This is a genomic window from Aquabacter sediminis, assembly GCF_028863665.1.
Lineage (GTDB): Bacteria > Pseudomonadota > Alphaproteobacteria > Rhizobiales > Xanthobacteraceae > L1I39.
Genome location: NZ_JARBFX010000005.1, coordinates 363,447 through 389,880 on the forward strand (window position 1 = coordinate 363,447; position 26,434 = coordinate 389,880).

At 67.8% G+C, this 26,434-nt stretch carries 25 protein-coding genes; 20 read left to right on the plus strand and 5 right to left on the minus strand.

Features of this window, described 5'->3' with window-relative positions; translation table 11 throughout:
- The first annotated feature begins 34 nt into the window (after positions 1-34).
- Together PV781_RS12695 and PV781_RS12700 are read left to right on the plus strand one after the other, a co-directional pair.
- Entirely contained in the window at positions 35-493 is a 459-nt protein-coding gene (locus PV781_RS12695) for a RidA family protein (RefSeq protein WP_274775992.1), read from the plus strand.
- The gene (locus PV781_RS12700) at positions 490-1,899 is read left to right on the plus strand and encodes an amidohydrolase family protein (RefSeq protein ID WP_274775993.1); all 1,410 of its coding nucleotides are present in this window, start codon (positions 490-492) and stop codon (positions 1,897-1,899) included. The genes PV781_RS12695 and PV781_RS12700 overlap by 4 nt, the downstream gene beginning before the upstream one ends.
- 3 nt (positions 1,900-1,902) lie before the next feature.
- Here PV781_RS12700 and PV781_RS12705 read toward each other — a convergent pair whose 3' ends face one another.
- From PV781_RS12705 to PV781_RS12715, 3 genes are all read right to left on the minus strand, one after another.
- Positions 1,903-2,799, minus strand: coding sequence for an alpha/beta fold hydrolase (locus tag PV781_RS12705; protein WP_274775994.1), 897 nt, complete (start codon positions 2,797-2,799; stop codon positions 1,903-1,905).
- Positions 2,800-3,023: 224 nt separating this feature from the next.
- Positions 3,024-4,250: an ABC transporter substrate-binding protein gene (locus PV781_RS12710; RefSeq protein WP_209099348.1), complete on the minus strand. Its 1,227-nt coding sequence runs from the start codon at positions 4,248-4,250 to the stop codon at positions 3,024-3,026.
- Positions 4,251-4,292: 42 nt separating this feature from the next.
- A complete protein-coding gene (locus PV781_RS12715) occupies positions 4,293-5,576 on the minus strand; it encodes a hydroxymethylglutaryl-CoA reductase, degradative (RefSeq protein WP_274775995.1) in 1,284 nt (427 codons plus the stop codon).
- Between the two features lie 216 nt (positions 5,577-5,792).
- Between PV781_RS12715 and PV781_RS12720 the strand changes: the two genes are divergently transcribed.
- From PV781_RS12720 to PV781_RS12755, 8 genes are all read left to right on the plus strand, one after another.
- The gene (locus tag PV781_RS12720) at positions 5,793-7,250 is read left to right on the plus strand and encodes an aminotransferase-like domain-containing protein (RefSeq protein WP_274775996.1); all 1,458 of its coding nucleotides are present in this window, start codon (positions 5,793-5,795) and stop codon (positions 7,248-7,250) included.
- A gap of 51 nt (positions 7,251-7,301) precedes the next feature.
- Positions 7,302-8,084: a GntR family transcriptional regulator gene (locus PV781_RS12725; RefSeq protein WP_274775997.1), complete on the plus strand. Its 783-nt coding sequence runs from the start codon at positions 7,302-7,304 to the stop codon at positions 8,082-8,084.
- Positions 8,085-8,413: 329 nt separating this feature from the next.
- The gene (locus PV781_RS12730; RefSeq protein ID WP_274775998.1) at positions 8,414-9,289 is read left to right on the plus strand and encodes a transporter substrate-binding domain-containing protein; all 876 of its coding nucleotides are present in this window, start codon (positions 8,414-8,416) and stop codon (positions 9,287-9,289) included.
- 64 nt (positions 9,290-9,353) lie between these two features.
- Positions 9,354-10,007 (plus strand): amino acid ABC transporter permease, encoded by a 654-nt coding sequence (locus PV781_RS12735; protein ID WP_274775999.1) that lies wholly within the window; start codon positions 9,354-9,356, stop codon positions 10,005-10,007.
- 5 nt (positions 10,008-10,012) lie between these two features.
- Positions 10,013-10,828 carry an amino acid ABC transporter ATP-binding protein gene (locus PV781_RS12740; protein ID WP_274776000.1) on the plus strand — a complete coding sequence of 272 codons (816 nt, stop codon included), beginning with the start codon at positions 10,013-10,015 and terminating at the stop codon, positions 10,826-10,828.
- Between the two features lie 17 nt (positions 10,829-10,845).
- Positions 10,846-12,213 (plus strand): amidohydrolase family protein, encoded by a 1,368-nt coding sequence (locus PV781_RS12745; protein WP_274776001.1) that lies wholly within the window; start codon positions 10,846-10,848, stop codon positions 12,211-12,213.
- Positions 12,214-12,216: 3 nt separating this feature from the next.
- Positions 12,217-12,984, plus strand: a complete 768-nt coding sequence (locus PV781_RS12750) for an aspartate/glutamate racemase family protein (protein WP_274776002.1) — start codon at positions 12,217-12,219, stop codon at positions 12,982-12,984.
- An 87-nt stretch (positions 12,985-13,071) separates the two neighbouring features.
- Entirely contained in the window at positions 13,072-14,277 is a 1,206-nt protein-coding gene (locus PV781_RS12755; RefSeq protein ID WP_274776003.1) for a PQQ-dependent sugar dehydrogenase, read from the plus strand.
- A gap of 3 nt (positions 14,278-14,280) precedes the next feature.
- Here PV781_RS12755 and PV781_RS12760 read toward each other — a convergent pair whose 3' ends face one another.
- Positions 14,281-15,894, minus strand: a complete 1,614-nt coding sequence (locus tag PV781_RS12760; RefSeq protein WP_274776004.1) for a GMC family oxidoreductase — start codon at positions 15,892-15,894, stop codon at positions 14,281-14,283.
- A gap of 136 nt (positions 15,895-16,030) precedes the next feature.
- Here PV781_RS12760 and PV781_RS12765 point away from each other — a divergent pair, with 136 nt between their 5' ends.
- Complete coding sequence (locus PV781_RS12765) at positions 16,031-16,936, plus strand: LysR family transcriptional regulator (protein WP_274776005.1); 906 nt, start codon at positions 16,031-16,033, stop codon at positions 16,934-16,936.
- Here the strand turns inward: PV781_RS12765 and PV781_RS12770 are convergent.
- Positions 16,933-17,688 carry a GntR family transcriptional regulator gene (locus PV781_RS12770; protein WP_274776006.1) on the minus strand — a complete coding sequence of 252 codons (756 nt, stop codon included), beginning with the start codon at positions 17,686-17,688 and terminating at the stop codon, positions 16,933-16,935. The two genes, PV781_RS12765 and PV781_RS12770, sit on opposite strands and share 4 nt — an antisense overlap.
- Before the next feature lie 170 nt (positions 17,689-17,858).
- Between PV781_RS12770 and PV781_RS12775 the strand changes: the two genes are divergently transcribed.
- From PV781_RS12775 to PV781_RS12815, 9 genes are all read left to right on the plus strand, one after another.
- Positions 17,859-18,833, plus strand: a complete 975-nt coding sequence (locus PV781_RS12775; RefSeq protein WP_274776007.1) for a tripartite tricarboxylate transporter substrate-binding protein — start codon at positions 17,859-17,861, stop codon at positions 18,831-18,833.
- A gap of 48 nt (positions 18,834-18,881) precedes the next feature.
- Entirely contained in the window at positions 18,882-19,958 is a 1,077-nt protein-coding gene (locus PV781_RS12780; RefSeq protein WP_274776008.1) for a tartrate dehydrogenase, read from the plus strand.
- A gap of 156 nt (positions 19,959-20,114) precedes the next feature.
- Positions 20,115-20,915: a DeoR/GlpR family DNA-binding transcription regulator gene (locus PV781_RS12785; RefSeq protein ID WP_274776009.1), complete on the plus strand. Its 801-nt coding sequence runs from the start codon at positions 20,115-20,117 to the stop codon at positions 20,913-20,915.
- Positions 20,912-21,970: an ABC transporter ATP-binding protein gene (locus PV781_RS12790; RefSeq protein ID WP_274776010.1), complete on the plus strand. Its 1,059-nt coding sequence runs from the start codon at positions 20,912-20,914 to the stop codon at positions 21,968-21,970. Before PV781_RS12785 ends, PV781_RS12790 begins: the two co-directional genes overlap by 4 nt.
- Positions 21,971-22,024: 54 nt before the next feature.
- Positions 22,025-23,290 (plus strand): ABC transporter substrate-binding protein, encoded by a 1,266-nt coding sequence (locus PV781_RS12795; RefSeq protein ID WP_274776011.1) that lies wholly within the window; start codon positions 22,025-22,027, stop codon positions 23,288-23,290.
- A 263-nt stretch (positions 23,291-23,553) separates the two neighbouring features.
- Positions 23,554-24,477: a carbohydrate ABC transporter permease gene (locus PV781_RS12800; protein WP_274776012.1), complete on the plus strand. Its 924-nt coding sequence runs from the start codon at positions 23,554-23,556 to the stop codon at positions 24,475-24,477.
- On the plus strand, positions 24,474-25,304 hold the full coding sequence (locus PV781_RS12805; RefSeq protein WP_274776013.1) for a carbohydrate ABC transporter permease: 831 nt from the start codon (positions 24,474-24,476) through the stop codon (positions 25,302-25,304). Before PV781_RS12800 ends, PV781_RS12805 begins: the two co-directional genes overlap by 4 nt.
- 330 nt (positions 25,305-25,634) lie before the next feature.
- The gene (locus PV781_RS12810; RefSeq protein ID WP_274776014.1) at positions 25,635-26,138 is read left to right on the plus strand and encodes a YciE/YciF ferroxidase family protein; all 504 of its coding nucleotides are present in this window, start codon (positions 25,635-25,637) and stop codon (positions 26,136-26,138) included.
- Positions 26,139-26,225: 87 nt separating this feature from the next.
- On the plus strand, positions 26,226-26,429 hold the full coding sequence (locus tag PV781_RS12815) for a hypothetical protein (protein ID WP_274776015.1): 204 nt from the start codon (positions 26,226-26,228) through the stop codon (positions 26,427-26,429).
- The last annotated feature ends 5 nt before the right edge of the window (positions 26,430-26,434 follow it).

Below are 26,434 nucleotides of genomic sequence, written 5' to 3' on the forward strand. Positions count from 1 at the left end.
GACCAAGACCCCCATTCCTTCGGAGGATCGTTTCATGTCCGACACCAAGCCGCAGCTTCATGCCGTCCATCCCGAGCCGGAGAAGGCCTATATGATGCCTTATGCCCCGGCGGTGCAGATCGTGGGCGCGTGCAACCTCATGTTCATCTCCGGCGCCACCGCGTCCGACCTCTACCACCAGCATCCCCATGTGGAAGGGGAGCACGACCATTCCAACGACATTGGCGAACAGACCCGCCGCGCCATGGAATGCATCAAGTCCATCCTGGACACCGTGGGGGCAGGCTTTTCCGACGTGGTGAAGGTGACGAAATATCTCACCGATATCCGCGACGCCGACGGCATGCATGCGGTGATGCGCCCCTATTTCAATGGCTGGCGTCCGGCTTCCACGATGATCTGCATCAACCAGCTTTCCTCCCCCGGCGCGCGGGTGGAATTGGACATGATCGTCGCCCTGCCCGAAGGCAAGGTCGTGGGGACGCCCGCGTGAGCCTCCTCGTCCGCAACGGCCATGTGGTCACCGTGGACGGCGCCCGTGCCGTCCATCCCCACGGCTATGTCTGGTGCGAGGGCACCCGCATCCTGAGCGTCGGGGACATGTCCGACCTGCCCGAGGCGGCGCTGGGCGCGCGGGAGGTGATCGAGGCGGAGGGCTGCCTGGTGCTTCCCGGCCTCATCAACATGCACCAGCACCACTGGTACACACTCTTCAAGGGCCTGGCCGATGGCTATCTGCTGGAAGACTGGATCACCGATTTCGTCTTCCCTTTGGTCCGGCACCTGGATGATGAAGCCATGGGCCTTGCCGCCCGGCTCGATGCCATGGAGATGCTGGCCACCGGCACCACCACCTTCCTCAACCATTCCGTCACCACCACCAGCCCCTCCATGGTGGAGGCCATTCTGGGCGGCCCGAGCGAACTGGGCCTGCGGCAGGTGTTCGCCAAGGAATTGCGCTGCCGCACGCCGGGCAATCCCAACCATCCGTTGAGCCTCGACCAGTCGCTTGCCGCCTTTCGCGACCTGCTCTCCACCTGGCATGGGGCGCAGGACGGGCTGATCCGCATGGCCATGGTGGTGGAGGCCGCCGCCCATTGGATCTCCGCCGGCATGAGCACGGATGCCCTCGTGCGCGCAGGCCATGAGCTGGCGCGCGAGCAGGACCTGCGCATCTCCACCCACATCGCCGGTGGCACGCTCTCTTTGGACAAAGGCTTCCTGAAGCATCTGCGCGCCACGGGGCGCACGGACGTGCAATATCTGATGGAACTGGGCGTCCTCGATCATCACTGGCTGCTCATCCACGGCATCCATGTGACCGACACGGACATCGCCCAGATGGCGCATGTGGGCGCACATTTCGTCTATACGCCCAGTTCCGAGGCCATGCGCGGCGGCGGCATCGCGCCCTTCGCCAAGGCGCGGGCGGCGGGGGTGAACACGGCGCTGGGCACGGACGGGCCCATGGTGGACTATTCCGTCGACATGATCGAGCAGATGAAGGTGTGCACGCTCATGCAGCATGTGCGGCACCTGGACCCCACCCTCATGCCGGTGGAACGCACGCTGGAAATGGCCACCATCAACGGCGCCCGCGCGCTCGGCCTGGAGGCGGAACTGGGTTCGCTGGAGGCGGGCAAGCGCGCGGACATCGCCATCTTCGACATGCGCCGGCCCCATGTGGGCACGCTGAACCGTCCCCTGTCCACCTTCGTCTCCGCTGGCCATGGCTCGGATGCCAAGGCGGTAGTGGTGAACGGGCAGGTGGCGTACCGGGACGGCGCGTTCCGCGCCGGTCCCGGCTATGGCGCCGTGGTGGAGGAGGCGGAGCGCACCGCCGCCCGCATCGCCACCGCCGCCGGCCATGACACCCGCTTCACGCCGCTCTGGCGGTGAGGCTCATTCCCCCTTGAGGAAGGGCACCAGGGCGGCCAGCAATTCGGCCGGCCGCTCCTCGGGCACATAATGCCCGCATTGGGGGATGACCACGGAGGCGAGGGTCGTGGTCGCCGGTTCGAGGGCCTTCACCATGGCGCCGCCGATTCCGTAATCCCCGCCAATGGCCAGCACCGGCATGGGCAAGGGCGTGCGGCCGCTTTCCTCGTTCTGCGCCGCGCTCTCGAAGATGGCGCGGTAATAGTCGAGCCCCGCGATCCAGCGGCCGGGGGCGGAATAAGCGGCCACATAGGCCTCGATCACCTCCGGCTCGAACGTGGCCTTGAAGTTGACCGGCTTTGTCTCGAACAGCCAGGTCAGCAGATCGCGCTCGCGGCCCACCACCAGGCGTTCGGCGAGCCCCGGCACGAAGTTGAACGGAAAGTGCCAGACCTTGTGCGCGGTCACGGGATTGAACCCATAGGCCTCGTGCGGGGTGAGGCCGGGAATGGCCGCGTCCATCAAGGCGAGGCGTGTCACGCGCTGAGGATAGCGGGCGGCATAGGCATAGCCGATCCAGGCGCCGATATCGTGCCCCACCAGCAGCACCTTGTCCGCGCCGATGGCATCGAGCAGGGCATCCACATAGCCCGCCATGGCGGCGGTGTCGCCGCCCTTCCGGGAGGCCTCGCTGGTGCCGAGATTGGGCGGGTCGAAAGCCAGCACGCGGAAGTCCCGCGCCAGCGTTGGCAGCACCTTGCGCCAGGCCAGGAGGCTTTGCGGCCACCCGGCCATCAGCACCACCAGCGGCCCGGCGCCGCCTTCCACCGCGTCGAGCGTGATGCCGTCGGCGATGATCTTGCGGGCGGAAAATCCTGGCCCGAAGCCGGGGGCGGGGAGGGGAGCGGGATGAGTGGTCATGGCGTCACCGCTGGGGAAGAAGGTGGCGCCCGCGAGATGGGCGCGGCCTTGGCGATGGGACGAGAGCCGCGCACGGCGGCCCTGCGGAGGAGGGACGCCCTTTCTATCATCATCGCCGCGCCGCGCTCTTCACGCCTGCGTTCCCCAACGAAAGAAGCCCGCGGCCGGGGAAGGCCGCGGGCATCGACTCGTGCGCAGGAGTCAGGCGAACCCGACTTAAAGCCTCACTTCTTGGCGGCGACCATGGGGCAGTTGCCCTCGGCCAGCGGACGGAAGGCCTCCTTGGCGGGGATGGTCTCGATGAGATTGTAATAGTCCCACGGGCCCTTGGATTCGGCGGGGGTCTTCACCTGGAAGAGGTACATGTTGTGGATGTGCCGGCCATCGGCACGCACCTCGCCCTTGCCGAACAGCGGATCGTCGGAGGGCATCTCCTTCATCTTGGCCACCACCGTCTGGCCGTCGGTGGAATTGGCGGCGGCGGCGGCGCGCAAATAGTGGAGCGCGCCGGAATAGACGCCCGCCTGGTTGGCGGTGGGGCGGCGGCCGTTCATCTGCGCCGCGAAGCGGTCGGCGAAGGCGCGGGTGCCGTCATTCATGTTCCAGTAGAAGCCTTCGGTCAGGAACAGGCCCTTGGCCGTGGCAAGGCCAACCGAATGCACGTCGGTGAGCTGCATCAGCAAGGCGGCAAGGCTCTGCCCGCCGGAGGTGAGGCCGAACTCGGAGGCCTGCTTCACCGAATTGATGGTGTCGCCCACCGCATTGGCCAGCGCCACCACCTTGGCGCCGCTCGCCTGCGCCTGCACCAGGAAGGAGGAGAAGTCCGAGGTATTGGTGGGGTGGCGGACCTGCCCCAGCACCTTGCCGCCTTCCGCCTTCACCACCGCCATGGCGTCGGCCTCCAGCGCATGGCCGAAGGCATAGTCGGCGGTGATGAAGAACCAGGTGTCCTTCTTCTGCTTCAGCAGCGCCAAAGCGGTGCCATGGGCCAGCGCCCAGGTGTCATAGGTCCAGTGGACGGTGTTGGGCGAGCACTTCTCGCCGGTCAGCAGCGCCGTGCCGGGGCCTGAGGCGATGAACGCCACCTTCGAGCCGCGCACCGCTTCCTGCACCGCCAGCGCGACGGAGGAAAAGGGCACGTCCAGGATGGCATCCACCTGGCCCTCGGAGACCCATTTGCGGGCGGTGGCCGAGCCGATGTCCGGCTTGTTCTGGTGATCCTGCGAGATCACCTCCACGTCGAGGCCGGGCTTTTCCTTCTTGAAGTCCTCGGCGGCGAGGCGCGCCGCCACCACCGAGCCCATGCCCGTGGAATCGGAGGCAAAGCCCGACAGGTCGGTGAGCACGCCGAGGCGGATCTTGTTGTTGGGGATCTCCGCTCCCGCCGGCGCGGCGGCAGCGGCGAGGAGGGCGGCGCCCGCGGCGAGCGCGAGCGTGGTCTTCCTGAGCATGGTCTTCTCCCTTACGTGTTCTTGTTGACGGTTTCGCGCGGCTCAGGCGCCGCGCACTTCCTTGAGCACTTTCTCGGCCACGTCCATGCGCACGCTCGCGCGCTCCACCAGTATGCGGGCGACGGTGTCGATCTCCTCGCCCACGGCCCCCGCCATCATGGCGATGTTCTGGGCGTGGAGCGCCATGTGGCCCTTCTGGATGCCGGTAGTGGCCAGCGCTTTGAGCGCCGAGAAATTCTGCGCGAGACCCACTGCCGCGATGATGCGGGCAAGGCGCTCGGCGGTGGTGACGCCGAGAATGGCAAGGCTGGCGCGGGCCGTGGGGTGCACCTTGGTGGCCCCGCCGATGAGGCCCACCGCCAGCGGCAGCTCGATGGCGGCGGAGAGGTCGCCGTCCGCATTCACCTCATAGGTGGTCAGCGAGGTGTAGCGGCCGGAACGGGCGGCATAGGCATGGGCGCCGGCTTCCACCGCGCGGGTGTCGTTGCCGGTGGCCAGCACCACGGCGGAAATGCCGTTCATGATGCCCTTGTTATGAGTGGCGGCGCGATAGGGATCGGCGGCGGCGAACTGGTAGGCGCTGATGATGCCGTCGCGCACCTCTTCCCCGCCAATGTCGGCGGTCCGCCACACCGCATGGGCGCGGGCAAGGCGCCGGTCGGCGAGGTTGGAGAGGATGCGCAGATAGACCTTGCCGCGCGCCCAACTCGCAATGGCGGGGGCGAGTTTTTCGGCCATGGTGTTCACCGCATTGGCGCCCATGGCGTCGCGGGTGTCCACGATGAGGTGCGTCACCACCATGGTGCCCGTGGGGGTGTCGAGCAGGCGCACCTCCAGGTCGCGGAAGCCGCCGCCCAGATTGACCAGGACGGGGTCGCAGGCATCGCACGCGGCCTTGATCTCCTCGCGCTTCTCCAGGATGCGCAGCCGCGCCGCATGGGGGTCCTTCACGTCCACCGCCTGGACCTGGGCGATCATGAGATTGCCGGAGACGGAGGTGGCAAAGCCGGTCTCGTAATTCTGCCGGGCGGCATTGCACACAGCGGCCACCACGGAGGATTCCTCGGTGGCCATGGGGATGAGCACGTCCTCCCCGTCCACCTTCATGTTGGTGGCGACCCCCACCGGCACGTTCATGGTGCCGATCACATTCTCGATCAGCTTGTCGGCCAGCACCGGGTCCAGATTGCCCATATTGTCCAGGTGCGCCACCTGGGCGTCGGAAAGGCCGGCGAAGGCGGCCACCAGATCGAGCCGCTCGCGGGGGGACTTCTTGTGGAAACCGGCGATGCGGGAGGAGCGGTTGGAGCCGGTGGCGGACGTCATTCTGGGCCTTCCTTGTGATCCGTGCGGGCGCAGGGCGGCGGACATGAGGGCGCGCGACAACACGGTGCGCGCCGGAGGCGGCGCGTCGCGAGCGTTTCATCCCTGATCCTTGTCCGGCCGCTCCAGGGCGACCCGTTGCCGCGACTTTCCGCTGACCCCGCCGGTACGGCAAGGAACACTTTGCGTCGGAAACGCCGACGCCGTACCCTTCAGATCATGGGTACGGTTGCCGAGACAGACGCACAGACTGCAGAGGCGCCCTCGCGGGTGGGTGCCATCGTGCGCGCGCTCACCGAGCGCATCGACCGGGGCCAGATGCGCCCCGGGGAGCGCCTGCCCTCCATCCGCTCCGCCTTCTCGGCCTTTGGCGTGTCGCGCAACACGCTTGTTGAGGCCTATGAAAGGCTTGCCGCATCAGGCCGCATCGAGGCCCGCCCCGGCTCCGGCTTCTATGTGCTGGGCACCCCGCGCCCGGCCCCCGCCGTGCCCACCCGCCCCGCGGTGGTGGAGGCGGTGGACAGCGTCTGGCTGCTGCGCGAGCAGCTGGAGCAGCACTATGATGTGCGCGTGGGCGATGGCCGCCCGCCGCCCTCCTGGATGGAGGGCTCGGAGGTCGGGCGGTATCTAAAACCCATCAACCGTCCCGGCAGCCGTCCCTTTCCGGCAAGCTATGGCAGCCCGTTCGGCTTTCCTTTGCTGCGCGAGGCCATTGCCGCGCTGCTGGCGGAGCGGGCGATCGCGGGCGATCCCGCCCAGGTGCTGATCACCCAGGGCGCCAACCACGCCCTCGACCTCATCATCCGCACACTGGTGGAGCCCGACGACGCCGTGCTCGTGGACAGCCCCGGCTATTATCCGCTCTTCGGCAAGCTGCGCCTCGCCAAGGCCCGCATGATCGGCGTGCCCCGCACACCCGAAGGCCCGGATGTGGGGGCGCTGGAGCAGGCCATCGTGGAAAGCGGGGCGAAACTCTTCTTTACGCAGTCCCTGGCCCACAATCCCACCGGCTGCTCGCTCACCCCCGCCAGTGCCTTCCGGGTGCTCCAGGTGGCGGCGCGCCATGATGTGGTGATCGTGGAGAGCGATCCTTTCGCCGACATCCTGCCCGCCGCCCGCCCGCGCCTGGCCGCCCTCGACCAGCTGGAGCGGGTGATCTATGTGGGCACGCTGGCGAAAACCCTCTCGGCCAGCCTGCGCTGCGGCTATGTGGTGGCCGCGCCCCGGCTCATCGAGCGGCTCGGCGCGCTCAAGATGGTCACCTCGGTGAACAGCTCCGGCTATGTGGAGCGCATCGTCCACGACCTCATCACGTCCGGCCAGTATCGCCGCCATCTCAAGCGCCTGCGCTGGCGGGTGGATGCCGCCACCGCCGCCGCCCAGGCGACCTTGGGCCGGCTGGGCCTGCCCATGTTCGGCCCGCCGGGCGGGGGCTTCTATCTGTGGTGCGAACTGCCGGATGGGCTCGATGACGCCGCGCTGTCCCGCGCGGCGGCCAAGCGCGGCATTCTTCTGGCGCCCGGCGCGGTGTTTCATCCCCAAGGAGGCGCTCATCAAGTGGGTGCCCATCAAGGCGGCGCCCACCGGCCGGCCATGCGCATCAATGTGGCCTATGCGGACGATCCCCGCTTCGAGCGCTTCATGGCCGAGCATCTGCCGGTGGAGCACGGCGGATGACACCCGCTCCGGGCTGGCCCGGGATGCGCGGGACACGCTATGGATGGCAGGGTGACGACATCTGGTGACGGACCATTGTCCAGAGGGCAGAACAAGGAAGCCGCCACGGCGCGGCCCGCCGGCCGGGAAGCCCGGCTCTCCCGGCGCATCCCCTTCGCGCGCCAGGTGGCGGACCGGCTGCGGGACCGCATCATCCGCGGCGAACTGCCTCCCGGCGGGCGCATCGTGGAACGCAGCCTGTGCGAGGCCATGGCGGTGTCGCGGACGCCTTTGCGGGAAGCCCTGAAGCTCTTGGAAGCGGAAGGGCTGGTGGAGATTTCCCAGAACAAGGGCGCGCGGATCATGTCGTTTACGCCGGCCGAGGCCTCGAACCTGTTCGAGGTCATTGCCGGGTTGGAGAGCCTCGCGGCCGAGCTGGCGGTGACGCGCATGGCGCCCGCCGATCTCGCCGAGCTGGACGACCTGCACGCGCGCATGCTCGACCATTACCAGCGGCAGGAAAAAGACCCCTATTTCGCCCTCAACAGCGCCATCCATGACGCGGTGGTGCGCCTGTCGGCCAATCCCATCCTCATCTCCACCCATGCGAGCTTGATGCTGCGCGCCCGGCGGGGGCGCTACATGGCCATCATCGATCCCGAACGGTGGGCAGAGTCCGTGGGTGAGCACGAGGCGCTCATGTCGGCCCTTCACGCCCGCGATGGCCTCACCGCCGGCCGCGTGTGGCGGCGCCACCTGATGCGCACGGGCGAGACGGTGTGCGCGGTGCTCGCCGCCGTGGTGCAGGACGAGGCAGCGGATCAGGCGGAAGCCGAGGTATCCGACGCTGAGTGACAGCGCATCTGCACAAATAACAGGCGTCTTTGAGCTCTTTCAGGCGCGCTCGATGATCGGCGCGTGGCGAAGCTGGCTTGTGCGACGTCTGACTTAAGCCGTGGCGCAGGGGCGGAATTTTCGCGCGAATGGAAGTTTTGAGGGCGCGCGGTGTGCGGCACCGGCGCGTGCATTGGCGCGCCCTTGGGCGTGTTGCTGCCTAATCAATTGGCAGGTGCGACCTGGCCAATAAGGACTAACTTGCTGTATATATTGAATTAAATCAGATGGCATGCAATCTGATCAGAGGTTTAGCCGCCCTTCGGGGTCTTCAGGAAAGTGAGAGCCGCATGTTCTTCCCCCGTTCCGGGACCCCCGTTTCCCGCCGCCGTCTTTTCCAGCTGTCCGGCCTTCTCCTGGCCGCCGCCACATTCCTGCCGGGCGCGCTGACGCCCGCCAAGGCGGGGCCGCTGACCCTTGAGGACATCAAGAAGGCGGGCGTCGTCCGCGTGGGTGTGGAGGCCGCCTACCGGCCCTTCACCTTCCGCGACAAAGGCGAGATCGTCGGCTACGACGTGGACTTGGCGAAGCAGATCTTCGCCCCGCTGGGCGTGAAGGTGGAGTTCATCGACACCGCCTGGGCCGGCGTCATCCCCGCCCTCTATGCCGGCAATTTCGATGTGATCATGACCTCGCTCACCTACACCAAGGAGCGCGTGGCCAAGGTCGGCTATTCCATCCCCTATACTGAGGCGACGCAGGAAATGCTTATCCGCGCCTCGGACGCCAGCACCATCAAGAACCTGGACGGCATGGCCGGCAAGATCCTGGGCGTGAAGCTTGGCTCGGCCGGCGATACGATGAAGACCAAGCTGGAAGAGAAGCTGAAAGCCGACACCGGCAAGGGCTTCTCCGAAGTGAAGACCTATGACGACCACCCCGCCGCCTATCTGGCGCTGGCCCAGGGCTCCGTGGACGGCGTCATCAACTCGCTGGCCACCCTCACCCAGGTGGTTAAGGACGCCCCCGGCAAGTACGTCATCGTGCGCGACATTGGTCCGCGCAACTGGGCGGGCATCGGCACCCGCAAGGAAGACACCCAGCTCATCGACTTCCTGAACGAACGGATCACCGCACTCAAGGCCAATGGCGAGATCTACAAGCTGCAGGAAAAGTGGTTCGGGACGCAGATGAAGCTCTCCGACAAGATCCCCGACTTCTCCTGACCCTTGCTGATCGGGACGGGCACCGCGCCCGTCCCCGCCGCCCCCGTGACGCGGATGGATGCCTATGACCATTGACTGGGCCGTCGTCGAGATGGCCATTCCCCTGCTCGCCGTCGGCACGGTGATGACGCTGAAGATCGCCTCTCTGGCGGCGATCTTCGGCCTCGCCGGCGGCATCGCGCTCGGGCTCATCGCGCTCGGCGGCTGGACCTGGGCACGCTTCCTGGTGCGGGCCTATGTGGACTTCATCCGTGGCACGCCGCTCCTGATCCAGATCTTCATCTTCTTCTTCGGCCTCCCGCTCATGGGGCTGCGGCTCGGCGAGTTCTGGGCGGGCGTCATCGCCTTGTCCTTCAATTGCGCGGCCTATGTGTCGGAGATCGTGCGCGGCACGGTGGGCGCGGTGGAGAAGGGGCAGACCGAGGCGGCCAAGTCCATCGGCATGACGCAGGACAAGATCCTCCTCTACATCCTCTTGCCCCAGTCCATCCGCCCCATGGTGCCGGCGCTGACCAATGACGTGATCACGTTGTTGAAGAATACGTCGCTGCTCTCGGTTATCTCGGTCTATGAACTGACACGCTCCGGGCAGGCCATCATCGCCTCCCATTTCGCGCCGCTCGAAATCTTCGCGCTGCTTGCCCTCTATTATTACGCCATCATCTCCGTGCTCTCCTACATGTCGCGGGTGATCGAGCGGCGCCTGCCGGCCTGGTGAGGGTCATGATCGAAATCCAAGACGTCGCCCCCACGGTTACCGTGCACGAGAAGCCGCTTCTGTCCGTGCGCGGCCTGCGCAAGACCTTCGGCGAGCGGGAGATCCTCAAGGGCATCTCGTTCGACGTGATGGCGGGCCAGACTTTGGTGCTGATCGGTCCCTCTGGCTCGGGCAAGACCACGGTTCTGCGCTGCCTGAACTATTTGGAGACGCCGAGCGCCGGGCAGATCGAGCTTCAAGGCGAGCCCATTGGCGGGGCCTATGTGGGCGAGGCGGCCCGCTGGCAGCCCTTGCCCGAGGCGCGCCTGGCGCTTCAGCGCAGCCGTTTCGGCTTCGTGTTCCAGCGCTTCAACCTGTTTCCCCATCTCACCGCGCTGGAGAACGTGGCCATCGGCCCGCGCAAGGTGCTGGGCGTCTCCGCCGCGGTCGCCAGGGCCCGCGCCGCCGAGCAGCTGGCGCGCGTGAGCCTCTCCGACCATCTCCACAAGCGACCCTCCCAGCTTTCCGGCGGCCAGCAGCAGCGCGTGGCCATTGCCCGGGCGCTGGCCATGGAGCCGCGCCTCATTCTGTTCGACGAGCCCACCTCGGCGCTTGATCCCGAACTGGTGCATGAGGTGCTGGACGTGATGGGCACGCTCGCCAAGGAGGGCATGACCATGGTGGTGGTCACCCACGAAATGGGCTTTGCCCGCCGCGTCGCCGACCGCCTCATCTTCATGGCCGATGGCCATATCGTGGAGGAGGGCACGCCGGAGGCGGTCTTCACCGCCCCGCGCGAGGAGAAGACGCAGCGCTTCCTCGCCCATGTGTTGAACCGTTAAAGCCCATCGGGGTCCCCATGTCCGAAATGCTCTCCGGCGCCGAGCCGCTCTACGACCTGGTCGTCACCGGCGCCACGGTCCTCACCGGTGCTCCGGCGGACCATTCGATCGAAAATGCCGTCATCGGCATCACCGGCGGCCGCTTCGCGCTGCTGGAGGCGGCCAGACCCGGCGCGCCGCCGCCGGCGGCCCGGCGCATCCTGGACCTGCCGGGGCGGGTGATCACGCCGGGCCTCGTGAACGTGCACACCCACGCCAACCTTTCCATGGTGCGGGGCGTGGCCGAGGATCTGGGCTTTGCGCCGGCCTATACGCCGGGCATCCCGCAGGGCCACATGGTGAGCGAGGAAGAGGCCTATGCCATCGCCCGCCTCGGCGCGCTGGAGGCGCTGCTGTTCGGCTCCACCCTCATCAACGACACCTTCGTGCACGCCCATGTGGTGACCCCCGCCATGGCCGAGATCGGCCTGCGGGTCTGGTCTTGCGGGCGCATCCATGACGTGGATTTCTCGGGCGTCTCTGTGGGTCGCTGGGAGCATGTGGACGCCATCGGCGATCGGACCTTGCAAGACGCGCTGGATCTTGCCGCCCGCTACGAGGGCAAGAGCGCCGGCCGGATCGGCGTGCAACTGGCGGCGCACGCCCCCGATACCTGCTCCACACCCTTCCTGCGGCGCATCGGCGAAGCCGCGCGCGCCAATGGCCTGCGTGTCACCACCCATCTGTCCCAAAGCAAGGTGGAGGTCGCCCGCATCCGTGAGCGCGACGGCATCAGCCCGCCGGAATTGCTGGAGGAGGTGGGCCTCCTAAACGACCGCCTCACCGCCGCCCATTGCATCCATGTGAGCGAGAGCGACATTGCCCGCATCGGGCGGGCCGGCATCCATGTGGCCCACATCGCCAAGGGCAATGCCACCGGCGCCACCATTGCCCCCACCCACAAGCTGCGAGCCGCCGGCGCCAAGCTCACGCTGGGCACCGACAACATGCATGCGGACATGGTGGAAGTGATGCGCTGGGCGCTGGCCGTCGGCCGCATCCAGATCGGGTCTGTCACCGAGGACTGGCAGCCTTCCACCGTGTTCGAGATGGCCACGATGGCGGGGGCCCGCGCCATGGGGCTGGAGGATGAGATCGGCTCCATCGAAGTGGGCAAGAAGGCGGATTTCGTCGCCTTCGACTTCCGCCGGCCCCATCTGACCCCACGCACCAATGCGCTCGGCAATCTCGTTCATGTGGCCCACGGGCGGGACGTTGAACTGGTGGCGGTGGATGGCGACGTCGTGGTGGAGGATGGCCGACCCACGCGGGTGGATGCGGACGCCATCCGGCGGGAAGCCGCCATCGCCATCGAAAATCTGTGGCAGCGGGCAAAGGCGGGCTGACCCATGCGCATCCTGATGATCAACCCCAACACCTCCGCCGGCATGACCGAGAAGATGGCGGCCAGCGCCCGCCGCGCCTTGGCGCCGGACGTGGAACTGGTGCCCCTCACGGCGGAGGAGGGCGTGCCCTATATCGCGAGCCGCGGCGAGGCGCAGGTGGCCGGCACCACCACGCTCGACCTCATCGCTCGCCACAAGGCGGGCATGGATGCCATCGTGATCGGCGCCTATGGCGATCCCGGCCTCATCCCGGCGCGGGAATTGTTCGATGTGCCCATCACCGCCATGGCGGAAGCGGCCATGCTGACCGCCTGCATGCTCGGCCCGCGCTTTGCCATCGTTACCTTCTCCCATGCGCTGACCGCCTGGTACGAGGATTCCGTCGCCCTCTCGCGCCTGGACTCCCGCTGCGCCGGCATATTGGTGCCCGATGTCGCCTTCCGCTCGGTGGAAAATGTGCAGCACGAGCTGGAGGACGAGCTGGTGGCGCTTGCCTGCCGGGCGGTGCATGAGAATAAGGCGGACACGGTGATCCTGGCCGGTGCTCCGCTCACGGGCCTGGCCTCTCGCGTGGCGGACCGGGTGCCCGTGCCGCTGGTGGACCCGCTCGACGCGGCCGTGGGGCAGGCGACCTTGCTGGCCCGGCTCAATCCGCGACCTGCTTCCGCCGGCCGCTTCGCCCGGCCCGGTGCCAAGCCTGCGCGCGGCGTGCCGCCCGCCCTTGCCGCCTGGATCGAGCATCGGCCACAGGTGCAAAGCGCGCATTCTTGAACCGGACGCCGCGCGGAAACGCCTGCCCCCGCTCCGGCGTTGGTGCATCATGCGTGCGCGCGATCCGGGGAGAGGCAGATGTTTGGCATGGCGAAACGGACGGGCGGAGCGGCGTGGCGCCTCCTGCTTCTGGCGGGCCTTCTCCTGAGCGGGCCGGCCCTGGCGCAGGATTTTAACGCCGCCCCGCCCAACGTGCCCAGCCAGAAGCCCGCCTTTCCCGGCCAGACCCGGGCGCCGGTGATCGCGGACAAGATCGAGCTTCGCACCTCTGTGGTGGCTGAAGGACTTGAGCGGCCCTGGGGCATGGCCCAGCTGCCGGATGGCTCCTGGCTTGTGACCGAGCGCGTCGGCCGTATGCGGCTGGTGCGGCCGGATGGCACGGTTTCCCCGCCCATTTCCGGCCTGCCGCCCGTGGATTCCCGCGGCCAAGGCGGCCTGCTGGACGTGGCCGTGCGCGCGGATTTTGACCGCACCCGGCGCGTCTGGTGGAGCTTCGCCGAGCCGCGCGGGGAGGGGGCCAATGCCACGGCGGTGGCGACCGGAACCCTTTCGTCGGACGGCACGGCCCTGTCAGATGTGCGGGTGATCTTCCAGCAGCAGCCGGCCTGGCGCTCCACGATGCATTTCGGCTCAAGGTTGGTGTTCGACCGGGAGGGCGCGCTCTTCGTCACCGTGGGCGAGCGTTCTTTGCCGCAGCCGCGCCAGCTGGCGCAGGATGTCACCACTGATCTCGGCAAGGTGCTGCGCATCAATCCCGATGGCGGACCGGCGCCGGGCAATCCGAAGATCCCCGATGGCCGGCCGGAAATCTGGTCCTATGGCCACCGCAACGTGCAGTCGGCGACCCTCGGCCCGGATGGCGCGCTCTGGCTGGTGGAGCATGGCCCGCGCGGCGGCGACGAACTGAACCGGCCGGAGGCGGGGCGCAATTATGGCTGGCCGGTCATCACCTATGGCGAGGATTATAGCGGCCAGCCCATCGGGCAGGGGCTCACCGCCAAGGCCGGCATGGAGCAGCCCCTTTATTACTGGGACCCGGTGATCGCCCCGAGCGGCATGGCCTTCTATGAGGGCGACGTCTTCCCCACCTGGCGCGGCAGCATCCTCGTCGGGGCGCTGGCCGGCAAGGCGCTGGTGCGCCTCACGCTCGATGGGCAGAAGGTGACGGGTGAGGCCCGCTACCTGCAGGGCCGCTGGCGCATCCGTGACGTGGCGGTGGGCCAGGACGGGGCGGTCTATGTGCTCACCGATGCCGCCGATGGCGCCCTGGTGCGCCTGACTCCGGAGAAGTAGGCTTCAGCGCGCATCCTCAAGGATCAGCCGCGCGCCCTGCTCTGCGATCATGGCGGTGGGGGTGTTGGTGTTGCCCGAAGTGATGGTGGGCATGATGGAGGCATCTACCACCCGCAGCCCCTCGACGCCGAACACCTTCAGCCGCGCATCCACCACCGCCATCGGATCGGAGGCGAGCCCCATCTTCGCCGTGCCCACGGGATGAAAGATGGTGGTGCCGATGTCGCCGGCCGCCTTGGCGAGCGCGGCATCGTCATCGCCCACGGCAGGACCGGGCAGGTATTCCTCGGGCCGATAGGGGGCGAGCGCGCTCTGGCGCATGAGGCGGCGGGTGACGCGGATGGCATCGGCCGCCACCTGCCGGTCCTCGTCCGTGGAGAGATAATTGGGCGCGATGACCGGCGCCGCGTCGACTTCCGCCGAGGGGATGCGCACGGTGCCGCGCGAGGTGGGCCGCAGGTTGCAGGCGGCCACCGTGATGGCGGGGAAGCGGTGCAGCGGTTCGCCGAACTTGTCCAGGGAGAGCGGCTGCACGTGGAACTGGATGTTCGCCCGCTCCTGGTGGGGATCGGAGCGGGTGAAGATGCCGAGCTGGGACGGCGCCATGGTCAAGGGCCCGCGCCGGCGCAGGGCATAATCGAGGCCCATGAGGGCACGGCGGGGCAGGGAATAATAGGTCTCGTTCAGGGTGCGGATGCCCTGGACCTTGTAGATGGCCCGCTGCTGGAGATGGTCCTGCAGATTGCGCCCCACCCCCGGCCGATCAGCCTTCACCTCGATGCCCAAGGGGGCCAGCCACTCGCCCGGGCCGATGCCGGAGCGCTGGAGCACTTGGGGCGAGCCGATGGCGCCCGCGCACAGGATCACCTCGCCCTTGGTCCGCGCCTCCATCACCGCGCCATTGGCCCGGTAGCGCACGCCCACGGCGCGGCCATTCTCGAGGATGAGCCGTTTCACCGTCACGCCGGTCTCAAGGCGCAGGTTCGGGCGCGACAATGCGGGTTTCAGGAAGCCGCGCGCCGAGGACCAGCGCCGGCCGCGCTTCTGGTTGACGTGGAAATAGCCGACGCCTTCATTGTCGCCGGTGTTGAAGTCCGGCACGGACCGGATGCCCAGTTCGCCCGCCGCCCGCGCCACCGCGTCCAGCACCGCCCAGCTGATGCGCGGCGCCTCGATACGCCAGCCGCCGCCCGCGCCGTGAATGTCGCTCGCGCCGAGGAAATGGTCCTCCAGGCGCTTGAAGGCGGCAAGCGCGTCGTCCCAGCCCCAGCCGGGCAGACCCAGCTGGCGCCAATGGTCATAATCCGCCGCCTGGCCACGCATGGAGATCATGGCATTGATGGCCGAGCAGCCGCCGATCACCTTGCCGCGCGGATAGGCGAGCGCGCGCCCGTTAAGCCCTGGCTCGGCCACGGTGCGGAACATCCAGTCGGCACGGGGATTGCCGATGGCGAAGAGATAGCCCACCGGGATGTGGAACCAGATCCAATTGTCATCGCCGCCGGCTTCCAGCAGCAGCACGCGGTGGCGGCCATCGGCGGAGAGGCGGTTGGCCATGATGCAGCCGGCGGTGCCGGCGCCCACCACGATATAGTCGAAATCCCCATCTGCCTGCATGCCGCATTCCTCCCGCGCGCCGTTGCCCCGGTTGCGCTTGAGGGTGAGGTGCCAGCCTGGAGTTCTGCATTCAAGAACGATAATCTCCGCACCGATCTGCAAATTTGCAGGAATGAGGCTGGAGGGCGGGGCGCGCATGGATTGGGATGATTTGCGCATCTTCCTTCATCTGGCGCGTGCCGGGCGCATGTCCGGCGCCGGGCGGGCCTTGGGCATTGACGACACCACGGTGGGCCGGCGGGTGGCGCGGCTGGAGCAGGAGGTGGGCGCCCCCCTTGTGGCCCGCGCCGGCCGGCGCACCGTCATCACCGAGCAGGGCCAGCGCCTCGCCCAGGCGGCGGAAGAGATGGAGGCGGTGGTCCTGCGCAAGATTTCCGGCCTCGGCGAGGACGAGATGCAGGTGGCCGGGCGGGTGCGCATCGGCGCGCCGGAAGGGCTCGGCGTCGGCTATCTCGCCGCGCGCCTGGCGCGGCTGACCGCCGCCAATCCGCGCCTGGAGACCGAACTCGTGGCCCTGCCGCGTGCCTATTCGCTGGCCAGCCGCGAGGTGGACATCGCCCTCACCCTCGACCGCCCGCGCGCGGGGCAGGTGAGCGTGCGCAAGTTCACCGATTATGGGCTGGGGCTCTATGGCACGGACGCCTATTTCGCGATCCGCCCTTACCCCACCTGCGCGGCGGATCTGAAGGCCCATGTGCTGGCGGGCTACATTCCCGACCTGCTCTTCACCAGCGCGCTCGATTTCTCGCTGCTGGCCGACCATGTGGAGGTCACGCCGGCCGTGCGGTCCACCAGCGTGATGGCGCAAGTCAATGCGGTGCGGAGCGGCGCCGCGCTGGGCGTGCTGCCCCATTTCCTCGCCGCCGCCCATGGGGAGCTGGTCCGCCTTCTGCCGCAGGATCTCACCTACACCCGCAGCTACTGGATCTCGGTGCATGACGACATGCGCCGGCTGAACCGCGTGCGGGAGGTCCTCGACGCCCTCCATGTGGCTGCGCGGGAGGACCGGGGGCTTTTTGCCGGCCGGCGGCCGGAGGGCTAAAGGTTGTTCAGCCTGAGCTGACGCAGCAGCGGCACCAGTTCGTCGCGCGCGTGCCGGCGGTGCGCGCGCGCCGCGTCAGCTGCCGCCTCGGGATTGCCGGCCCGGATGGCCTGCGTGATTGCGCCATGGTCCTGAGCCGAGCGGGTGGGCAGGGGCCGCAAATGGAGGGTGAACAGGCGCGCCCGGTGGAGCTGGTCGGTCACCGTGCCCACCATACGGCCGAGCCGCTCATTGCCGCTGGCTTGCGCCAGGGCATCGTGGAAGGCCTTGTCCGCCTGCGCCCAGGCGGGCCGGTCCGCGGCGGCCAGAGCGGCATCCATGTCCGCCGTGTGGCGCTCCAGGAGCCCGGCATTGGCGCACCGCTCCGCCTCCGGCAGGCGGGCCAAGCGCTCGGCGGCGGCGCCTTCCAGCGCGATGATGACGTCGTAAATGTCCGCGATGTCGTCGGGCGACAGACCCAGGACCAGGATGCCGCGCTTGGGCAGGATGCGCACCAGCCCCTCTTCCTGGAGGCGGGCCATGGCCTCGTGGACGGGCGTGCGGCTCATGTCCAGCTGGCGGGCGATCTCCACCTCGCCGGCCTGATAGCCGGGCGGATAGACGTTTTCCAACACGGCGCGCTTGATGGCTTCATAGGCTTGGTCGGCCAGATTGGGCCTTGCCACCGCAGCCGGCGCGCGCAGGCGCAAGGGCGGGCCGTCGGCCCCTTGGCCCCCATCCTTCACCTGCGCCTCTGCTTCTGCGTCCGCCATGGCCGTTCCGTGTCGCCGCACCCGCCTTCCTTCTAGTGCGCCCCCCGCAAGAGCGAAAGCGTTCGCTGCCGGCCGGCCCGGGTGCCACCCGGCGCGGCCACGCCCGATCCTTGACTCTCCCATTCATCAATGCAAACTTGCATGCAACAAAAAATTCATGGGAGGGATCCATGCAGTCAAAGCTTCTCGCACTGGTGGCGGCCGCCGCCCTGTTCGGTGCGTCCGCCACTGCCGTCTCGGCTCAGTCCCGCTATCCGGAGCGGCCCATCACGATCGTGGTCCCCGCCGCCGCGGGCGGGCCGAGCGACACCGTGGCGCGCCTCGTCGCGCAGGCCATGACGCCCACGCTGGGCCAGCAGATCGTGATCGAGAACAAGGGCGGCGCCGGCGGCTCGCTGGGCGCGGGCGACGTGGCGAAAGCGGCGCCCGATGGCTACACGCTGCTGCTCTACCATATCGGGGTGGCCACCTTCGCCCCGCTCTATCCCAAGCTGCCCTACAAGCCGGAGGAATTTTCCTCCGTCGGCCTCGTCACCGAGGTGCCCATGGTGCTGGTGGGGCGATCGGACCTGAAAGCCAACACCATGCCGGAGCTGCTGGCGCTGCTGAAGGACAAGGACACCTCGCTCACCATCGGCACGGCCGGGGTGGGCTCGGTCTCCCATCTGTGCGCGCTGGTGCTGGCCAAGGAGACGGGCGCCAAGTTCGTGGACGTGCCCTATAAGGGCTCGGGACCGGCCATGCTGGACCTGGTGGGCAAGCGCATCGACCTCATGTGCGACCAGACCACCAATACGGTGAACCAGATCAAGGCCGGCGACATCAAGGCCTTCGGCGTCACCACCCGCGCGCCCATCGCAGCGCTGCCGAATGTGCCCACCCTCGAACAGAGCGGCCTCAAGGGCTTCGAGATCACCGCCTGGCATGCGCTCTGGGCGCCCAAGGGGACGCCGGAGGCGATCCGGCTGAAGCTGTCGGACGCCCTCAAGACGGCGCTGAAGGACCCCACCGTCATCGACCGCATGGCCTCGCTCGGCACCGTCCCCGTGCCGGATGCCCTCGCCACCCCGGCCGCCCTCGACCGGCAGTTCCGTGCGGAGATCGAGCGGCTCGGCAAGCTGCTGGCGTCCGTCGCCCCCAATTGAGCCTCACCCCCATTGAAACCTGAGACCCGGATCGTTTCGGAGACCCTGATGAAGACCTATAAGATTGCTGCCATTCCCGGCGACGGCATTGGCGGCGAGGTGATCTCGGCAGGCGTGGAGGTGCTCCACGCCTTGGCGGCGCGCGCCGGCACCTTCTCCTTCGCGGTGGACGAGTTCGATTGGGGCGGGGAATACTACAAGCGCCACGGCCGCATGATGCCGGAGAATGGCCGCGACCAGATCCGCGCCCACGACGCCATCCTGTTCGGCTCCGCCGGCCACCCCGACATTCCCGACCACATCACCTTGTGGGGCCTGCGCCTCGCCATCTGCCAGCCTTTCGACCAGTACGCCAATGTGCGCCCCACCCGCATCCTGCCCGGCATCACCTCGCCGCTGCGGGGCGTGGAGGCGGGGACGCTCGACTGGGTGATCGTGCGGGAAAATTCGGAAGGCGAATATGCGGGCGTCGGCGGCCGCGTGCACCAGGGTTCGCCGCTGGAGGCGGCGACCGACGTGTCCATGTTCACCCGCGCGGGGGTCGAGCGCATCCTGCGCTTTGCCTTCCGCCTCGCCCAGTCCCGGCCGCGCAAGCTGCTGACCGTGGTGACGAAATCCAACGCCCAGCGCCATGCCATGGTCATGTGGGACGAAATCGCCAACCAGGTGGCTGGCGAATTCCCGGATGTGACCTGGGACAAGATGCTGGTGGATGCCATGACCGTGCGCATGGTGATGAAGCCCGAAAGCCTCGACACCATCGTCGCCACCAATCTGCACGCCGACATTCTCTCGGATCTTGCGGCCGCGCTGGCCGGCTCGCTGGGCATCGCGCCCACCGCCAACCTCAATCCCGAGCGCGCCTTCCCCTCCATGTTCGAGCCGATCCATGGCTCGGCGTTCGACATTACCGGCAAGGGCATCGCCAATCCGGTGGGCACTTTCTGGTCGGCGGTCATGATGCTGGAGCATCTGGGGGAGGCGGATGCTGCGACCCGGCTGATGGCGGCCATCGAGCGCGTCACCGGCGATGCCCGTTTCCACACGCCCGATCTCGGCGGCACCGCCCGCACGGCGGATGTGACCGCCGCCGTCATCGACGCCATCGCAGGCGCCAACGCCTGACACACCGGCGGGGGCCCCGCGATCTGCCTCCGGCGGGTCGCGGGGCTTTTTGTGTGCCGGCGACATTCATTCGAATGTCATCCAACTGACGTCTCACCTTCAATGACCATCCCTAGGGTGCGCGCCATGTTCAAATGAACGTGGCGATGGATGGGTATGAACATAACGCCCCGGCAGCATGACATCGTGGACCGGGCGCGGCGCGGCGGCTTCCTCAATATCGAGGAACTGGCCGTCCTCTTCGGTGTCACCCCCCAGACCATCCGCCGGGACATCAACCTCCTGTGCGACGCCAATCTGCTGCGCCGCCGGCGCGGCGGGGCGGAGTATCTGGAGGCGCCGCGCGTCAACCTGCCCTATGAATCCCGCCGCATCATCCATCCCGCCGCCAAGGAGGCCATCGGCGCCCATGTGGCCGGCCTCATTCCCAGCGGCGCGTCGGTCTCCTTCGGCATCGGCACCACGCCGGAATTCGTCGCCCTGGCCATGCGCGGCCATGAGGACCTGACCGTCATCACCAACAACCTCAACGTGGCCATGGCGCTGAGCGGACAGCCCTCCAACCGCATCGTGCTGCCGGGCGGGGCGGTGCGCCTGCCGGACCGGGATGTCCTGGGCCCCCAGGTAGAGGCCATGTATCGCGACTACCGGGTGGATTTCGGCGTCTTCGGCGTCGCCGGCATCGAGCCCGATGGCACGTTGCTGGATTTCGACCGGGCCGAGGTGCTCGCCCGCCAGGCCATGCGCGAGAGCTGTCGGCGTTCCATCCTGGTGGCGGATGTCAGCAAGCTCGGCCGCCCGGCGCCCGCCCGCGGGGGGCGGCTGGAGGAGGCGGACCTCCTGGTGCTGGACGCACCCCCGCCGCCGGCCTTCGCGGACCTGTTCGCGCAGGAGGGCATCCGCTCGCGCCTGCACATCGCCCAGACGGGCGCGGACGGCACGGGAGGAGCCGCATGATCCCGCTCGCCTCGCCCGACGACTTCGTTCGCCTTGATCATGTCACCCGCACCTTTCCCGGCGGCGGCGGGGTGGAGGATCTCTCCCTCAGCGTCCCGCGCGGCAGCTTCACCGTGCTGCTCGGCCCCTCCGGCTGCGGCAAGTCCACCACCTTGCGCCTCATCGCCGGCCTTGAGACGCCCGATCGCGGCCGGGTGGAGATTGGCGGTCGGGACGTGACAGCCTTGCCCCCGGCTGCGCGCGGGCTTTCGGTGGTGTTCCAGTCCTATGCCCTGTTCCCCCATCTGACCGTGGCCGAGAATATCGTCTTCGGGCTGAAGGTGCGGCGGGTGCCGCGCGCGGAGCGGGACCGCAAGCTGAAGGAGGCGCTTCATCTGACGGGCCTCGAAACCTACGAGGACCGTCGCCCCGCCGCCTTGTCCGGCGGCCAGAGGCAGCGCGTCGCGCTCGCCCGCGCCATCGTGGCCGATCATCCGCTGTGCCTGATGGACGAGCCGCTCTCCAATCTCGACGCCAAGCTCCGCCATGCCGTGCGCCAGGACATCCGCGCCCTGCAGCGGCGGCTTGGCATGACCGTGATCTATGTCACCCACGACCAGACCGAGGCCATGGGCATGGCCGACCAGGTGATCTTGTTGCGCAACGGGCGCATCGAGCAGCAGGGCACGCCGGCCGACCTCTACATGACGCCCGCGACCGCCTTTGCGGCCGGCTTCGTGGGCACCCCGCCCATGGCGCTCATTCCAGCTCCCCGCCTGCTGCCGGACGTTGCCGCCGAACGGCATTTGATGGCGGGCGTGCGGGCGGAAGACCTGCGGGTGCGTCCTGCGGGCGAGGGACGCCTCGGCGCCCGCGTGACGGCGGCGGAATTCCTCGGCGCGGAGACCTTCCTCTATCTCACCCTGGAGGGCGGGGAGGAGATGGTCGCCCGCGTGCCCGGCCGCTTCGAGCCCGCAGCCGGGACAACGCTCTCCCTCGATTGGGCGCCTGGTGCGGTCCACGTCTTCGAGTGGGACAGCGGGCGCCGCGTCCCCACGCCCGCCAGTGCGGCCTGAGCCTTTCCCTTCACCCCCTGTACGCGTTCCTCCAACCCCCCGAAGGACACGAACATGAGACGCTTTCTCACCGCCGCCGCCACCGCGGCCGGCCTGCTTGCCGCGACGGTCTCGGCTTTCGCCAAGACCGAACTGACCATGTACTACCCCATCGCCGTCGGCGGCCCGCTCACCAAGGTGATCGACGGCATGATCGAGGGCTTCCAGAAGGACAATCCGGACGTTGCCGTCACCGCCGTCTATGCCGGCAATTATGACGACACCCGCGTCCGGGCGCTCGCCGCCATCAAGAGCGGCAAGCCGGCCCAGCTCTCGGTCCTCTTCTCCATCGATGCCTATGACCTCGTGGAGCAGGGCCTCGTGGTGCCGTTCGAGGACGTGGTGAAGACCGATGACGAGAAGGCCTGGCTGAACGGCTTCTATCCGGCGCTGATGGCCAATAGCCGTGTCGAGGGCAAGACCTGGGGCATTCCGTTCCAGCGCTCCACCATCGTCATGTACTACAACAAGGACATGTTCAAGGAAGCCGGCCTCGACCCCAACGCGCCGCCCAAGACCTGGGACGAGATGGTGGCCATGGGCAAGAAGCTCACCAAGGAGGGGCGCTACGGCCTGATGGTCCCCTCCACCGGCTATCCCTATTGGATGTTCCAGTGCTTCGCGATCCAGAACGGCAAGGAGCTCATGAGCAAGGACGGCGCGGCCGTTCATTTCGATGATCCGGCCGTGATCGAGGCGCTCCAGTTCTGGAAGTCGCTCTCCACCGAGCACAAGATCTCGCCCGCCGGCCTTGTGGAATGGGGCACGCTTCGCCAGGCCTTCGTGCAGGGCCAGACCGCCATGATGTGGCACACCACCGGCAACCTGACCGCGGTGAAGAACGAGGCGAAGTTCGATTTCGGCGTCGCCGAGCTGCCCGCCCACAAGCAGCCGGGCTCGCCCACCGGCGGCGGCAATTTCTACCTGTTCAAGAGCGCCAGCGAGGCTGAGCGCGCTGCCGCCCTCAAGCTCATCCGCTACATGACCGCGCCCGAGCGGGCCGCCGAATGGTCCATCGCCACCGGCTATGTGGGGGTGAGCCCCGCCGCGTATGAGACGCCCCAGCTGAAGGCCTATGGCGAAAAGTTCCCGCAGGCGCTGGTCGCCCGCGACCAGCTCAAGGTGGCCATCGCCGAATTCTCCACCTGGGACACGGCCCGTGTCCGCGAGGCGCTGAACAACGCCATCCAGGCGGCGCTCACCGGGTCCAAGAGCCCCGCCGAGGCGCTCAAGGCCGCGCAGACCACCGCCACCCAGCTGCTGAAGCCCTACAGCCACTGAGGATGAGAGCAGGCGCGGAGCCGAAAAACCCGCGCTTCGGTTTCAAGCGAAACCGTCATGCTCGGGCTTGACCCGAGCATCCACGGCCAACCGCTTGAATGGCCATTGGAGGCTTCGTCCAGGCCCATCCCGGTGGATGGCCGGGACGAGCCCGGCCATGACGGAGGCGGGACCGCAAGGTCCGCAAAATGGCTCCGTCGGTCTCAGTCGAACCCTCGCCGGGGGAGGGCGTCTCGCGCTCCCCCGGCTTTCCGGACGCTCCCATGCCCTTCCTCCGCGCCTCAGACCCCGCCCCCGACGCGCTCGCCCGGCGCCAGCGCCAGCTCCTCGCCCTTTATGGCTGGATGCTGGTGACGCCGGCCTTGGTGCTGCTGTCCCTCTTCGCGGTGTGGCCGACGCTCGCCACCTTTTGGGGCAGCCTGTTCTCGCGCGGCACGGCACGACGGCCGGCGGTGTTCAACGGCATCGAGAATTATGCCGATCTCATCGCTGACCCGACCTTCTGGACGGTGCTGGGCAACACCCTGATCTATGCGGGCGTGACCATCCCCGCTTCCATCATCCTGGCGCTGGCCATGGCGCTGTGGGCCGATGCGAAGATCCCTCTGCGCAGCTTTGTGCGCGGTGCCTATTTCACCCCCACCATCCTGCCCATGGTGGCGGCCGCCAATCTCTGGCTGTTCTTCTACACGCCCGGCCTCGGCGTCATCGACACGCTCACCGGCCTTTTTGGCCTGCCGCCCGTCAACTGGCTCGGCCAGCCGCAGACGGCGCTGGGCGCGGTGATCGTCGTGACCGTCTGGAAGGAGGCGGGCTTCTTCATGATCTTCTATCTCGCCGCCCTGCAGACCATCCCACCGGACCTGAAGGAAGCGGCGCGCGTGGAGGGGGCGGGGCGCCTGACCCTTTTGCGGCGCGTGCTTCTGCCGCTGCTGATGCCCACCACCGCCTTCATCTTCATCAATGCGCTCATCAATTCGGTGAAGCTCATCGATCACCTGTTCATCCTCACCAAGGGCGGGCCGAACAACGCCACCAAGCTGGTGCTCTACTGGATCTGGGAAATGGCCTTTTCCTATTTCGACCGGCCCCATGCGGCGGCGTTGACCGTGATGGTGCTGGCGGTGCTGGGGGCGGTCGCGGTGTTCCAGTTCGCCGTGCTCGACAAACGGATCCACTATCGATGAGCACCGCCTTCCTCCCCCGCTTGCGCCTCGTTCCGACGCTGGATGCCGCCGGCGCGCTGCTGCTCGCGCTCGTCTGGATCGCGCCGCTCCTGTTCGCGGCCTGGGCCTCGGTTCATCCTGCCGGCCAGGCGCTGGATTTCTCCGGCCGCGCGCCCTTCACGCTCGACAATTACCGCGCCGCCTGGGCCGCCGCGCCCTGGTTCACCTATGCGCTGAACACGCTGGCCTTGGTGAGCTTCACGCTCGCCGGCCAGCTCATCTTGTGCACGCTGGCTGGCTTTGCCTTTGCCCGCTTCCACTTTCCCGGACGCGAGGCGCTGTTCGTGCTGGTGCTGCTGCAGCTTTTCATCCTGCCGGAAGTGCTGATCGTGGAGAATTACGCCATGGTCTCGCGCCTAGCCCTCATCGATACCATCGCTGGCATGGGCCTGCCCTATGTGGCGAGCGCCTTTGGCATCTTCCTGCTCCGCCAGGCCTTCAAGTCCGTGCCGTTGGAGCTGGAGGAGGCGGCGCGGGTGGAGGGCTGCACATGGCTCGGCGTGCTCTGGCGCGTCTATGTGCCCGCCGCGCAGCCGGTCTATCTCGCCTACGCCCTGGTCTCGGTGGCCACCCACTGGAACAACTTCCTCTGGCCCCTGGTGGTCACCAATACGCCGGACACCCGCCCTCTGACGGTCGGCCTGTCCCTCTTCGGCGCGCCCGAGAGCGGGGTGAACATCTCTATCATCTCCGCCGCGACCCTCATGGTGGTGGCTCCCCTGATGGTGGCTTTCCTCATTTTCCAGCGCCAGTTCATCCAGGCCTTCCTGCGCGCGGGGATCCGCTAGACCAACGATGAAGTCGAGGGCGGTTCGCCGATCAGATGGCATGATGCGATCGCGCTCCGGGGCGGGGTCGGCGACGCCGGGTTCAACGCCGAGCTCACGTCTGTAATGGCAAAGCTTTCCGGTATGCCTCTTCTGCATCATTCATAGTGATCAATGTAAAGCTGGCGCCGTTCCGAGCCTTCGCGGGGGTTTTTGCCCGAGGGCGGAACCGTCCCGCCGCCCGGCCGTTTCCCTGAGGTCCGCGCACGGCGGCGCCGGCACAACGCCGTGCGCCACGGGCGGATGGACCGGACAATTCAAGGGAATGCCCCGATGGCTCAGCAGAAGTCTATGAAAGAGGATAATGGTCAGGACAATTCTCTGAACGAATTGTTCTTGGATACCCTCAAGGACATCTATTACGCCGAGAAGCAGATCCTGCGGGCGCTGCCGAAGATGGCCAAGGCGGCCCGCTCCGAGGAACTCAGGGCTGCCTTCAAGCAGCACCAGGAGCAGACCGAAGGCCAGATCGACCGCCTGGAACAGGTGTTCGAGATGCTCGGCAAGGCCGCCCGCGGCAAGCATTGCCCGGCCATCGTCGGCATCATCGACGAAGGCAAGGAAATCATGGAGGATTTCTCCGGCAAGGAAGCGCTGGATGCGGGCCTCCTCGCGGGCGCGCAGGCGGTGGAACACTACGAGATTTCCCGCTACGGCACGCTCAAGACCTGGGCCCAGCAGCTCGGCATGATGGATGCCGTGCCGCTCCTGGAGGCCACCTTGAAGGAGGAGAAGGAGACCGACGCGCTCCTGACCCGCCTCGCCGGCGCAGAGGTGAACGCCAAGGCGGCCTGACCGCCTCCAGACCAACGAAGGCTGCGCCAAAGGCTGGCCGGCGCAACGTGCGCCGGCCCACTGCCCGGTTTCCATAGGGAGGTCACCATGTGGCTGAAGCCGAAGCTGATCGCAGAACAGGAAGCAGACGGGCATGATGTGATGCCCGGCTGGTGGGCGGTGGCCGAGGACGGCACGCCGGTCTCCGGTCCCTATCCCAGCCGCGAGGCGGCGGTGGTGGGCATCGGCAAGCGCGGTGCGGAGCAACCCACCGGCCGGCCCGGCGAGGCTGGCCCTCCGCCGGAAGAATAAGGGCC